General features: G+C 71.6%; 12 protein-coding genes and 5 tRNA genes. 13 read left to right on the top strand and 4 right to left on the bottom strand.

Features of this window, described 5'->3' with window-relative positions; all coding sequences use genetic code 11:
• Positions 1–1,623: nitrate- and nitrite sensing domain-containing protein (locus tag AA75_RS28010; RefSeq protein WP_233289222.1), on the bottom strand; the 1,623-nt coding region annotated here is incomplete at its 3' end.
• Positions 1,624–2,238: 615 nt separating this feature from the next.
• Here AA75_RS28010 and AA75_RS28015 point away from each other — a divergent pair.
• The 8 genes from AA75_RS28015 (at position 2,239) to AA75_RS28050 (ending at position 5,728) form a co-directional block, all read left to right on the top strand.
• On the top strand, positions 2,239–2,460 hold the full coding sequence (locus tag AA75_RS28015; RefSeq protein ID WP_033823063.1) for a hypothetical protein: 222 nt from the start codon (positions 2,239–2,241) through the stop codon (positions 2,458–2,460).
• Positions 2,461–2,770: 310 nt separating this feature from the next.
• On the top strand, positions 2,771–3,571 hold the full coding sequence (locus AA75_RS28020) for a fumarylacetoacetate hydrolase family protein (protein WP_033823064.1): 801 nt from the start codon (positions 2,771–2,773) through the stop codon (positions 3,569–3,571).
• 10 nt (positions 3,572–3,581) lie between these two features.
• Entirely contained in the window at positions 3,582–5,087 is a 1,506-nt protein-coding gene (gene gltX, locus AA75_RS28025) for a glutamate--tRNA ligase (RefSeq protein WP_033823065.1), read from the top strand.
• Between the two features lie 175 nt (positions 5,088–5,262).
• A tRNA-Gln gene (locus AA75_RS28030) sits at positions 5,263–5,334 on the top strand.
• 35 nt (positions 5,335–5,369) lie between these two features.
• A tRNA-Glu gene (locus AA75_RS28035) sits at positions 5,370–5,442 on the top strand.
• Between the two features lie 39 nt (positions 5,443–5,481).
• Positions 5,482–5,554 (top strand) — tRNA-Glu (locus AA75_RS28040).
• 22 nt (positions 5,555–5,576) lie between these two features.
• Positions 5,577–5,649 (top strand) — tRNA-Glu (locus tag AA75_RS28045).
• Between the two features lie 4 nt (positions 5,650–5,653).
• Positions 5,654–5,728 (top strand) — tRNA-Gln (locus tag AA75_RS28050).
• A gap of 157 nt (positions 5,729–5,885) precedes the next feature.
• On the opposite strand, the gene AA75_RS28055 is transcribed toward AA75_RS28050, so the two are convergent.
• Positions 5,886–6,599, bottom strand: a complete 714-nt coding sequence (locus AA75_RS28055) for an IclR family transcriptional regulator (protein ID WP_033823066.1) — start codon at positions 6,597–6,599, stop codon at positions 5,886–5,888.
• Between the two features lie 232 nt (positions 6,600–6,831).
• On the opposite strand from AA75_RS28055, the gene leuC reads away from it, so the two are divergent.
• The 4 genes from leuC to AA75_RS28070 all read left to right on the top strand — a co-directional run bounded on the left by leuC (position 6,832) and on the right by AA75_RS28070 (position 10,220).
• Positions 6,832–8,253 (top strand): 3-isopropylmalate dehydratase large subunit, encoded by a 1,422-nt coding sequence (leuC, locus tag AA75_RS28060; RefSeq protein ID WP_033823067.1) that lies wholly within the window; start codon positions 6,832–6,834, stop codon positions 8,251–8,253.
• Positions 8,254–8,258: 5 nt separating this feature from the next.
• A complete protein-coding gene (gene leuD, locus AA75_RS28065) occupies positions 8,259–8,855 on the top strand; it encodes a 3-isopropylmalate dehydratase small subunit (RefSeq protein WP_033823068.1) in 597 nt (198 codons plus the stop codon).
• Positions 8,856–9,163: 308 nt separating this feature from the next.
• A complete protein-coding gene (locus AA75_RS46095) occupies positions 9,164–9,352 on the top strand; it encodes a hypothetical protein (RefSeq protein WP_082526880.1) in 189 nt (62 codons plus the stop codon).
• Between the two features lie 133 nt (positions 9,353–9,485).
• Positions 9,486–10,220, top strand: a complete 735-nt coding sequence (locus AA75_RS28070; protein WP_033823069.1) for an HU family DNA-binding protein — start codon at positions 9,486–9,488, stop codon at positions 10,218–10,220.
• A 261-nt stretch (positions 10,221–10,481) separates the two neighbouring features.
• Here the strand turns inward: AA75_RS28070 and AA75_RS28075 are convergent, their stop codons facing one another.
• Complete coding sequence (locus AA75_RS28075) at positions 10,482–11,273, bottom strand: GntR family transcriptional regulator (protein WP_051813561.1); 792 nt, start codon at positions 11,271–11,273, stop codon at positions 10,482–10,484.
• Between the two features lie 152 nt (positions 11,274–11,425).
• On the opposite strand from AA75_RS28075, the gene AA75_RS28080 reads away from it, so the two are divergent.
• Positions 11,426–11,704, top strand: coding sequence for a hypothetical protein (locus AA75_RS28080; RefSeq protein WP_051813563.1), 279 nt, complete (start codon positions 11,426–11,428; stop codon positions 11,702–11,704).
• Positions 11,705–11,742: 38 nt separating this feature from the next.
• Here the strand turns inward: AA75_RS28080 and AA75_RS28085 are convergent, their stop codons facing one another.
• The gene (locus tag AA75_RS28085) at positions 11,743–11,967 is read right to left on the bottom strand and encodes a hypothetical protein (protein WP_033823070.1); all 225 of its coding nucleotides are present in this window, start codon (positions 11,965–11,967) and stop codon (positions 11,743–11,745) included.
• Positions 11,968–12,212: the final 245 nt, after the last annotated feature.

The following is a 12,212-nucleotide window of genomic DNA, read 5'->3' on the forward strand; positions in this document are numbered from 1 at the left end:
GACCGGGCGGGTCCAGCGGCGGCCCGGGTCCTCGCCCGCGAGGACGAGGAGGTTCTCGCCGTTACGGCGCATACGGGTCGCGAGGTGGTCCAGCTTGAAGAGGCTGGCCAGCTGGTCCGGGTCGGCCTCGCGGCTCTCCAGCTCGGAGATCAGCGACAGCTGGCGCTGGATGAGGCCCTGGCTGCGGCGCGAGAGGTTGGTGAACATCGCGTTGATGTTGCCTCGCAGCAGCGCCTGCTCGGCGGCGAGGCGGACCGCCTCGCGGTGCACCATGTCGAACGCGTGGGCCACGTGGCCGATCTCGTCCGCGGAGTCGACTCCGACGGGCTCGACGGTGACGTCGACGTCCTGCGGGTCGCTCTCGGACAGGGTCTTGACCAGCTCGGGCAGTCGCCGCTCGGCGACGTCCTCGGCCGCGGTCTGCAGCCGGGTCAGCGAGCGCACCATCGAGCGGGCCATCAGGGCCGCGCCGGCGATGGCGACGATGAGGACGATCGCGACCAGCGCGGCGTTGATCAGGGCCTCGGTGTCGGCGTCGGACTGCAGCGCCTGGGCCTTGCCGTCGAGGTCGTCGACCAGGGAGGTCTCGATGTTGCGCTCGGCGGTGATCTTCGCCGAGGCGGCGTCGTACCAGTCCTTGTAGCTGCGGCTCTCGGCCTGCTGGATGCCGTTCGGGTTGAGCACGGCCTTGGTGAACCGGTCGGAGTCCGCGATCAGCTGGTTGTAGCTCATCTGGGCCCGCTTGGCCCGGGCCTCGCCCTCGCCGTAGATGGCGGTGAAGTTGGCGAGCGCGTTGTCCTCGTTGCCCTGCAGGCGGATGCCGAAGGTCTCGTCCGAGGCGATCAGGTCCGGCTGGCCGGGCCGGGCGAGCGCGGCGCTGATCAGCGCGCGCTGCATGGAGGTGGCCTCCTTGGCCAGCGAGAACTGGCGCAGCGCACGGGTGGTCTTGATCAGCTCGGTGCTGTTCGAGGTGATCGCAAGGTCCTGGATGATGTCGATCAGGTCCTTGATCATCACGTCGTAGCTGGTGATGGTCGCCTGGATGTTGTCGTTGTTGCGGTATGCGTTGGTCCGCGCCGCGGTCAGCTGGTTGAGGTCCTTGCGGACCTGCAGCAGCAGCGTCTTGCCACCGGCGAGGTCGAGCTCGTCGAACTTGTCGGCGCTGGCGTTGAACGCCTTGCTCAGCGCGTCGCTGTTCTTGCGGGCCTCGACCACCTCGGGGTCGGTGGCGTCCTGGCGGGCGGTGAGCGGACCGGCGCTGATGTCACGCTCGGTCTGCAGCGCGTTGGCCAGGTTGGTGGCCTTGCGGGCGAGGTCCGCGAGGTCCTTCATCTGGGCCAGCTGGCGGGAGTTCTCCAGCGAGGTCTGCACCCGCAGGCCGCCCAGCACGAGCGCGACCATCACGGGCAGCAGCAGCAGGGCGATCAGACGCGTCCGGATCCGCCAGTTGCGCATCGCGAACCGGCTGATGCCGGTGGCCCGGCGGCGGTTCAGCGTTCCGCGCAGCCGGGATCGGCGGCTCTGTTTGTCGGCGTGCTCGGCGCTGTCCGCGCCGCTGCCGTTGTCGCCGGGTTCTGGCTCGGAGCCGCCGGAAGTCAACCGATCGGCGGCAGCGCCGGTCATCGGTGCTGCCTGGTGGGAGCCTGACATGGGCTCGCGCTGCTCCGGGTCACCCGCGGCGCCGCTGCCCCTCTTGAAACGTCCCTGCACTGGCGTCGCAACCTCTGGACCGGGCGCCCCTCCCGCCGGTGGCGGGATAGGGCGGTGTCGAGTTTTTCCGTGGCATTCCAGCACAGGCGGGGAAGTCCAACAAGGGGCGTTACCCGTCGGTGTCCTGGGCTACCCAGTGCGTGCGCCGCTTCACGGACTGTGCGGTAGGGGTGCCGGAATACGGCCCTTTTCGGACACTTGCCGGATGCATGCCAAGTGGGCTGCGGATTCCCCCGCGCGCCGGAGGTCCCAAAATGTCCGAGATATCCCCTATGTCGGCTGATTCTTCTCGCCGGAATTAACCGGGATCGCGGTAATTTTCCCGGTAAATGTGAGCAAAGTCACATCGCTATGTGTAGCTTTGGTCACGGCGGTTGTGACAAGAGATCCTTAGCCTGGCGGCGGCGGGCGCACCGGTGTGCGCCGCCGCTTTTTCAGCCTGCCCATCCCGAGGCGCGTCCAAAAGTCCCGGCCCGTGCCGGGGCGGCCGCCGTCACGGACCGACCAACGAACCCAAGGTGTGACGCCATGTCCGAGCCGACGAAGAAGGCTCCGAAGTCCACGCTCAACATCCGGCCCACGGCCAACCCGCGTAGGACGACCCTGGCCTCCGTCGAGGACTTCGGCCAGCTGCCCGGCTTCACCGCGCAGGCGCCCCGCGAGTACTCCACCGAGCTGCCGGGCAGCACCGCCAACCCGCGCCGCACCGTGCTGATGGTGGCCCCGGCCCCGCGCACGCCGCTGGACTGATGGACTGACCTGACGCCGACCGGGCACCGGCGCCGAGCACCGGCACCGGCCACCGACGAAGGGGCGCCGACGAAGGGGCGCCGACCGCACACCGCGGTCGGCGCCCCTTCGCCGTCCGGGCGCAGGCCGGCCGCCGTGCGCCCGCGGTCCGGCCGCCGTGCCGCCGCCGACCGTTGCGGGCGGCCCCGCCGTGCGGCGGCGGCCGACGGGCCACGCGATAGCCTGGGGATGATCGAGCAGGGCCCCGATCCGCGGGCCCTGCCAGCGTCCGGGCGCCCCGGCGGCCGACGAACCGAGAGGTTGCTGGGCAGTGCGCATTGCCAGGTTCTCCGTCCGGGAGGGAAGCCCTGCCGCCGGCAGCGTCTCCTTCGGCGTCGTCGAGGGCGATCCCTCGGACCCCGACTCGCTGGTGCTGCACGCACTGGCCGGGCACCCGTTCGGGACGCCCCAGCCGACCGGCGAGAGCTACCGCCACAAGGACGTCCGCCTGCTGGCCCCGATGCTCCCCAGCAAGATCGTCGCGGTCGGCCGCAACTACGCGGCGCACGCGGCGGAGCTGGGCAACGAGGTCCCGGCGGTGCCGCTGACCTTCTTCAAGCCCTCCACCTCGGTGATCGGCCCGACCGAGGCCATCGCGTACCCGCCGTTCTCCTCGGACGTCCAGCACGAGGCCGAGCTGGCCGTGGTGATCGGCCGGATGTGCCGCGAGGTGCCCGTCGACCGGGTGCCCGAGGTGATCCTCGGCTACACCTGCGCCAACGACGTGACCGCCCGCGACGTGCAGCAGCGCGAGGGCCAGTGGGCCCGGGCCAAGGGCTTCGACACCGCCTGCCCGCTCGGTCCGTGGATCGAGACCGACCTGGACCCCGCCGACCTGGCGGTCACCTGCACGGTCAACGGCGAACTCCGCCAGGCGGGCCGGACCTCCCTGATGGTCCGTCCGGTCGCCGAGCTGATCGCCCACATCTCCGAAGCGATGACCCTGCTCCCGGGCGACGTCATCCTCACCGGCACCCCCGCGGGTGTCGGCCCCATCGGCGTCGGCGACGAGGTCGCCGTCACCATCGAAGGTATCGGCACTCTCGCCAACAAGGTCGTCTCCCGTGATTGAGGCTGTAAGCGTGGCTAACTCCGAGCTGGACCCGGCCGTCCGGGTCCGCTTCTGTCCCTCCCCGACCGGCAACCCGCACGTCGGCCTGGTCCGCACCGCCCTGTTCAACTGGGCCTTCGCCCGCCACCACGGCGGCACGCTGGTCTTCCGGATCGAGGACACCGACGCGGCCCGCGACTCCGAGGACTCCTACAACCAGCTGCTGGACGCGATGCGCTGGCTCGGCTTCGACTGGGACGAGGGCCCCGAGATCGGCGGCCCGCACGCGCCGTACCGCCAGTCGCAGCGGATGGAGATCTACGCGGACGTCGCGGCCCGGCTCAAGGCGGCCGGCCACGCGTACGACTGCTACTGCTCCACCGAGGAGCTGGACGCCCGCCGCGAGGCCGCCCGCGCCGCCGGGAAGCCGAGCGGCTACGACGGCCACTGCCGGGCGCTGACCGCCGACCAGGTCGAGGTCTACCGGCAGGAGGGCCGGCAGCCGATCGTCCGGTTCAAGATGCCCGACCACCCCCTCACCTTCGACGACCTGGTCCGCGGCCCGGTCAGCTTCGACCCGAAGGACGTCCCGGACTACGGCATCGTGCGGGCCAGCGGCGCGCCGCTGTACACCCTGGTCAACCCGGTCGACGACGCGCTGATGGAGATCACCCACGTGCTGCGCGGCGAGGACCTGCTGTCCTCCACCCCGCGTCAGATCGCCCTCTACGCGGCCCTCGCCGAGATCGGCGTCGGCAACGGCACCACCCCGCGCTTCGGCCACCTGCCGTACGTGATGGGCGAGGGCAACAAGAAGCTCTCCAAGCGCGACCCGCAGGCCTCGCTCAACCTCTACCGCGAGCGCGGCTTCCTGCCCGAGGGCCTGCTCAACTACCTCGCGCTGCTCGGCTGGTCGCTCTCCGCCGACGACGACCACTTCTCGATGGACCAGCTGGTCGCCGCCTTCGACATCGCGGACGTGAACGCCAACCCGGCCCGCTTCGACCTCAAGAAGTGCGAGGCGATCAACGCCCGGCACGTGCGCGAGCTCGCGCCCGAGGAGTTCGTCCGCCGCCTGGTGCCGTACCTCCAGGCCCCCGGGCTGCTGCCGGCCGAGCCGACCGCCGAGCAGCTGGAGCTGCTGGCCGCGGTGGCGCCGCTCACCCAGGAGCGGATGGTCGTGCTGAGCGAGATCGTGCCGATGGCCGGCTTCCTGTTCGTGGACCCGGCCGCCTTCGCGGTCGACCCGGACGACGCGGCCAAGGTGCTGACCGCGGACGCCCGCCCGGTGCTGGAGGCCAGCATCGAGGCGCTGGAGGCGCTCGGGGACTTCACCCCGGAGCCGATCCAGGCCGTGCTGCGCGAGGCGCTGGTGGACGGCCTCGGCATCAAGCCCAAGTTCGCCTTCACCCCGCTGCGGGTGGCCGTCACCGGCCGGCGGATCTCGCCGCCGCTCTTCGAGTCGATGGAGCTGCTCGGCCGCCCCGAGACGCTGCGCCGGCTGCGGGCCGCGCTGGAGCTCGTACCGGCCTCCTGAGCCGGACCGGGGCGCCTGCGGGCCTGGTGCGCTGACCAGGCCCGCAGGCGCCCACGGCGCTGCCTGCGGTTATCGATTTTGGAGCGGGGCCGCGCGTCGGGTAATGTTCTTTCTGCGCCGCCCGGGCAGGGAGGCGCGAGACACCGAGGAAGGCCCCTCAGGGGTTGAACTCTGGTGGGGTATGGTGTAATTGGCAGCACGACTGATTCTGGTTCAGTTAGTCTAGGTTCGAGTCCTGGTACCCCAGCGCAGTACGCAGTACAGGTAGTGCAAGCAGTACAGGCCCCCGTTGTGTAGCGGCCTAGCACGCCGCCCTCTCAAGGCGGTAGCGCCGGTTCGAATCCGGTCGGGGGTACGCAATGCAAATTGCAAACTGAATAAGGTTGACGAGTATGCCCCCGTTGTGTAGCGGCCTAGCACGCTGCCCTCTCACGGCAGTAGCGCCGGTTCGAATCCGGTCGGGGGTACTCAGCACCAGTGATGGTGCGGGCCCCCGTTGTGTAGCGGCCTAGCACGCTGCCCTCTCACGGCAGTAGCGCCGGTTCGAATCCGGTCGGGGGTACTTTTGGGGTATGGTGTAATTGGCAGCACGAGTGATTCTGGTTCATTTAGTCTAGGTTCGAGTCCTGGTACCCCAGCCAAACAGCTCCGGGTGACCGGGGCTTTTTTGTTTTCCGGTGACCGTTGCCGTGCTGACCGTTTCCGTGTCGCTGCCGGCCGCCGGAGCGCCGTGGACGTTCGAAGGCCCGCCCCGATCGGGGCGGGCCTTCTCCGTGTCGTCGGCCGGGGGCGGCCCGCTCAGCCGCGGCGCAGCGCCTCGGTGAGGCGGTTGGCGGCCTCGATGATGGCCTGGGCGTGCAGGCGGCCCGGGTGGCGGGTGAGGCGCTCGATCGGGCCGGAGACCGAGACCGAGGCCACCACGCGGTTGGAGGGCCCGCGCACCGGCGCGGAGACGGACGCCACGCCCGGCTCGCGCTCGCCGATCGACTGGGCCCAGCCGCGGCGCCGTACGCCGCTCAGCGCGGTGGCGGTGAACCGGGCGCCCTGCAGGCCGCGGTGGAGGCGCTCGGGCTCCTCCCAGGCGAGCAGCACCTGGGCGGCCGAACCGGCCTTCATCGGCAGCGTGGAGCCGACCGGGACGGTGTCCCGCAGACCCGAGAGCCGCTCGGCGGCGGCCACGCAGATCCGCATCTCGCCCTGCCGGCGGTAGAGCTGGGCGCTCTCGCCGGTGACGTCGCGCAGGTGCGTGAGGACCGGACCGGCGGCGGCCAGCAGGCGGTCCTCGCCGGCCGCGGCGGAGAGTTCGGAGAGCCGGGGGCCGAGGATGAAACGGCCCTGCATGTCCCTGGTGACCAGGCGGTGGTGTTCGAGTGCGACGGCGAGCCGGTGGGCCGTGGGCCGCGCCAGACCGGTGGCGGCGACCAGCCCCGCCAACGTGGCGGGGCCCGACTCCAGTGCGCTGAGCACCAGAGCGGCCTTGTCGAGAACGCCGACGCCGCTTGTGTTGTCCATGGCTCGATACTGCAGTCTCAGTACGCGAGACGCAAGTTCAATTCGGCGAGAAAAGCGCCACTCTGGATGCAGCAGCCCGGGAGACACCCAGGATGGACCCCTCACCAGGTGTCCACATCCTGGACACGATCCGGCGTGCAGGTCGCCCTGGGGCGAGCCTCACCAGGGTGGCTCGGGACACGACCTCGACGACACGAGAAGGCCGGCAATGCGGCCGGCTGGAGGGAAAGCGATGGGACGGACACTGGCGGAGAAGGTCTGGGACGACCACGTCGTCCGGCGCGCCGAGGGCGAGCCCGACCTGCTCTACATCGACCTGCACCTGCTGCACGAGGTCACCAGCCCGCAGGCCTTCGACGGGCTCCGGCTGGCCGGCCGCACGGTCCGCCGGACCGATCTGACGATCGCGACCGAGGACCACAACACCCCGACCCTCGACATCGACAAGCCCATCGCCGACCCGGTCTCCCGGGTCCAGCTGGAGACGCTGCGCCGCAACGCCGAGGAGTTCGGCGTCCGGATCCACTCGCTGGGCGACATCGAGCAGGGCGTGGTGCACGTGGTCGGCCCGCAGCTGGGCCTGACCCAGCCGGGCACCACCGTGGTCTGCGGCGACTCGCACACCTCCACCCACGGCGCGTTCGGCGCGCTGGCGTTCGGCATCGGCACCAGCCAGGTCGAGCACGTGCTGGCCACCCAGACGCTGCCGCTGGCCCCGTTCCGGACGATGGCGATCACGGTCGAGGGCGAGCTGCCCGAGGGCGTCACCGCCAAGGACCTGATCCTGGCCATCATCACGAAGATCGGCACCGGCGGCGGCCAGGGGTACGTCCTGGAGTACCGCGGTTCCGCGATCCGCAGCCTCTCCATGGAGGCCCGGATGACCGTGTGCAACATGTCGATCGAGGCGGGCGCCCGGGCCGGCATGATCGCCCCGGACCGGACCACCTTCGACTACCTGCAGGGGCGCCCGCACGCCCCCCAGGGCGAGGACTGGGACGCCGCGGTCGCGTACTGGGAGACCCTGGCCACCGACGAGGACGCGGTCTTCGACCACGAGATCTTCATCGACGCCGCCGAGCTCACCCCGTTCGTCACCTGGGGCACCAACCCCGGACAGGGCGCCCCGCTGGGCGCCGACGTGCCGGACCCGGCCTCCTTCGAGGACCCGCAGGAGCGGATCGCCGCCGAGAACGCGCTGAAGTACATGGGCCTGACGGCCGGTACGCCGCTGCGCGAGGTCAAGGTCGACGCGGTCTTCGTCGGCTCCTGCACCAACGGCCGGATCGAGGACCTGCGGGCCGCCGCAGCCATCGTCGAGGGCCGCACCATCGCCGAGGGCGTGCGGATGCTGGTCGTCCCCGGTTCGGTGCGGGTCGCGCTGCAGGCCGTCGAGGAGGGCCTGGACAAGGTCTTCACCGCCGCCGGCGCCGAATGGCGGCACGCGGGCTGCTCGATGTGCCTGGGCATGAACCCGGACCAGCTGGCCCCGGGGGAGCGCTGCGCCTCCACCTCGAACCGCAACTTCGAGGGCCGCCAGGGCAAGGGCGGCCGCACCCACCTGGTCTCGCCCCAGGTCGCCGCCGCGACCGCCCTGCTGGGCCGGCTGGCGGCCCCCGCCGATCTGTCGTCCAACGTCGCCGTGGAGGCCTGAGCAGCATGGAGAAGTTCACCACCCACACCGGCCGGGCCGTCCCGCTGCGCCGCAGCAACGTCGACACCGACCAGATCATCCCGGCGCACTGGCTGAAGAAGGTCACCCGGACCGGCTTCGAGGACGGGCTGTTCGAGGCCTGGCGCAAGGACGAGGACTTCGTCCTGAACCGGCCCGAGCGGGCGGGCGCCACCGTCCTGGTGGCCGGGCCCGAGTTCGGCACCGGCTCCTCCCGCGAGCACGCCGTCTGGGCCCTGCAGAACTACGGCTTCCAGACGGTCCTCTCCTCCCGCTTCGCCGACATCTTCCGCGGCAACTCGCTGAAGAACGGCCTGCTGACGGTGGTTCTCCCGCAGGAGACGGTGGAACGGCTGTGGGCGCTCACCGAGGCCGACCCGACCGCCGAGATCACGGTCGACCTCGAGGCCCGCGAGGTCCGCGCCGAGGGCGTCCGGGCCCCCTTCGAACTGGACGACAACGTCCGCTGGCGGCTGCTGAACGGCCTGGACGACATCAGCATCACGCTGCAGAACGAGGACGCGATCTCGGCCTTCGAGGCCACCCGCCCCGCCTTCAAGCCGCGCACCCTCCCGGCGGCCTGAGAACGCGCTTTCTGATGCTTCGCCGGTTGACCCGCTCCCCGTCGGGGGGGCGGGTCTTCGGCTGTTCGGGACGGGGAGTTCGGCCCGCTGCACCGGGCTGCATAAACCCCCGGGGCAGCGCAACTCCGTACAGATGGCACAATCGTTGCATGCACCGGTTCCCCGAACCTCCGTACCCGGGTGGCGAACCCGCGTCGCCGGAGGGGACGGACGGTGCAGCCGGCAGTCGAATTGACGACCGGACGGACCAACACACCTCACCTGCTGAGGAACCGGACGACTCGGAAGTCACGGCGCTCTACGCGCTTGTGGCCGAGCGGTTGAAGCAAGCACACGCTCGCGTTTCTGCGCTGAACGTGTCAACCGATGCAAAGACCGCTCTCACTCGTCAACTGCTGATCGTCACGGAGACCGCGAAGCGCGATCTCCCCGAGGCGGCGCGGCGGTTGAGTCGCTTTGTGCATGACCTCGACGAGGGGCGCCGGCCGCACCTGTGAGGTCGCCGACGCGCAAATCCATTGCGACACTAGGGTGATTCACGCGTTCGGTAATTGAAAGTCCGCAGATACATACCTAACGTGCGAAATGAACGGATGGATTCATCCGGCGCCCGTTTCCGAAGGGGAAGACGTGAACAAGGCTCAGCTTGTCGAAGCGGTGGCCGAGCAGCTGGGCGGTCGCAAGGCTGCCGCAGAGGCCGTCGACGCAGTGCTCGACACCATGGTGCGTGCCGTTGTGGCAGGAGACCGCGTGTCGGTCACCGGTTTCGGCACCTTCGAGAAGGTGGAGCGCTCGGCGCGCTTCGCCCGCAACCCGCAGACCGGCGAGCGCGTCAAGGTCAAGAAGACCTCCGTGCCGCGGTTCCGCCCGGGCCAGGGCTTCAAGGACCTGGTCTCCGGCAGCAAGAAGCTGCCGAAGGAGGGCCCCTCGGTGAAGAAGGCCCCCAAGGGCTCCCTCACCCCGGGCAAGGGCGGCACCACCGCTGCCGTGAAGCGCGCCGCCACCAAGCGCGCCGCTGCCGCTGCCGCCGCGCCGGCCGCCGCCGCGGCCAAGAAGACGGCCGCCCGCAAGGCGACCACCACCGCGAAGAAGGCGGCGGTCAAGAAGACCACCACCGCCCGCTCCGCGGCCTCCAAGACCACCGCGTCGAAGACCGCGGCGGCCAAGACCACCGCGGCCAAGACGACGGCGGCCAAGACCACCGCGGCGAAGACCACCGCGGCCAAGAAGGCCACCACCGCCAAGACCGCGGCGGCGAAGAAGACCACCACCGCGAAGAAGGCGACCGCGACGGCGAAGAAGACCGCGCCGGCCAAGAAGACCGCGACGCGCAAGACCACCGCGCGCAAGGCCACCGCCAAGTAAGGCCCTGGCGACCCCTCAGCCGACGGCCCCTCAGTACGCGGGGGAGCCCCGGCGGCGGGAGCGGCACGCGTGGCGCTGGTTTCACCGACGGCCGTGGCGGCCCGGACCCGGAAGCACTCCGGGGCGGGGCCGCCGCGGCCGTTCGCCGTCCGGGGGTGGGCTGTTCGGGGGTGCCGAGGGGTGGGCTGTTCGGGGGTGCCGGGGGGTGGGCTGTTCGGGCGTGCGCCCCGCCGGGGCGGCGCGCGCCGGGTTGATGCCGGGTCAGTCCGTGGAGTCCGCCCGGCCGGGCCGCCGGCCCCCGGCGACCGGGAGCTCGTAGACGATCTCCCAGCGGGCGTCCGGGATCACCAGATCGGCGGTCTCCACCGCCCGGCCGTCGGTGTCCAGGTAGGTGCGCTCGACCAGGGTCACTAGGTCGCCGGCCGAGATGCCGAGCAGGTACGCCTGCTCCTGGGTGGCGCGGGCCGGGCGGGGGCGCTCCACCACGTGGTCGACCACGACGCCGATCGAGGCCATCCGCTCCACCACGCCGCGCCCGGCCAGCGGACCGAGCTCCGGCAGCAGCACCGGGGTGCCGTCGGTGAGCGCCATCGGCTCCCAGCTCTCCGCGGTCTGCACCGGACGGCCCTCGGCCAGGAACTCGTAGCAGGTGCGGACGGTCGGCTCGCCCGGCGCGATGCCGAGGCGGGCGGCGATGTGCGCCGGGGCCGGGGTGCGGGCGTAGCTGTGGGCGTCCCAGCTGTCCTGCGGGCCGCGGCCGCCGGGATCGAGCCACGGCGCCGTGGGTCCGTGCGGCCGGCGGAGCCCCGAGCGGACCATCCGGCGGCGCTCGGTGGGCACCCGGACGTAGGTGCCGGACCCGGCCCGGCCCTCCAGCAGCCCCTCGGCGATCAGCAGTTCCTGCGCCCGCTGGAGCACGTTCGCGCCCACGTCGTAGCGCACCGCGAGCCGGGCGCGGGACGGCAGTCGCTCGCCGACCTGCCACTCGCCCCGGGTCACCCGGTGGCGCAGGTCCTCGGCGATCCGCAGGTACGGGGGCTCCTGTGAGGGCATCCGGCACTCCCGGCGGCAGGCGCGGCCCCTGCCGCGTTCGGCAGGGTGGGTGACTCAGCGTTGACAAGCTAATGCATCAGGTGGAATCTAATGCCTTAGATTTACTTTGCGTGACCGATCAGTGACCGACTGCATGCATGGAGAGGCGTCGCGTGCGGAGCACCTGGGCGTTTGACCTCGCCGGACGTCTCGCAGGCCGGATCGCGGCCGCCACCGGGACCAGGGCCAGGGTCCGCCGGAGACCGGAGGGTGGCGGCTACCGGGTGGAGGCGGTGCTCCCCGAAGGCCTCGGCGACGTGCCCCACCTGCTGCTTCTCTCGGTGCTGGCCGAGGCGGACCGCTACGGCCACCGCTACTGCGGGGAGGTGGACCTGGTCTGGGCCGAGGTCGACGACCGGGCGGGCCGCGGGGCGGCCGACGGGAGCGGCTGAGCGGAGGCGGGGGCCGTGCACCGGCGCCGGGCTCGGACTCAGGACTCCGCGCCCGGGTCGGGGAAGGTCTGCAGGGTCAGGAAGACCACCCGGCGCGCGTCGCCGGCGCCCTCGGTGCGGATCCGCACCCGTTGGCCGGGGCGGAGCAGCCGCAGGCCGCCGGCGTCGAAGGCCGCGGCGTCGAAGGGCACCGGGGTGCCGTCGTCGAGCAGCACGGAGCCCGTCCGGGTCGCCGGATCGAAGGTGAACGAGGTGGCCTGCATGCCAGCAGCATAGCGAGCGGGCGGCGCCCGGCCAGCGGTCCGTCCGGGGCGCGGACCGGGCCGGCGGGGCCTGGGGCCGGGCGGGGTCGGCGAGTTCGGGGCGGCTGCGGGCGGCCGCGGGCGGCAGGCGGTTGCCCGGGAGCCGCGGACCGGTCCGGCGCGGGTCCGCCGATCCTCCGGTCGGTGTCCGGTACTTCGCGACGGACCGGCGGGGGGGGGCCGGGGCCGCTGCGCCCTAGCCCAGG

Source organism: Kitasatospora sp. MBT63 (assembly GCF_000710465.2).
Lineage (GTDB): Bacteria > Actinomycetota > Actinomycetes > Streptomycetales > Streptomycetaceae > Kitasatospora.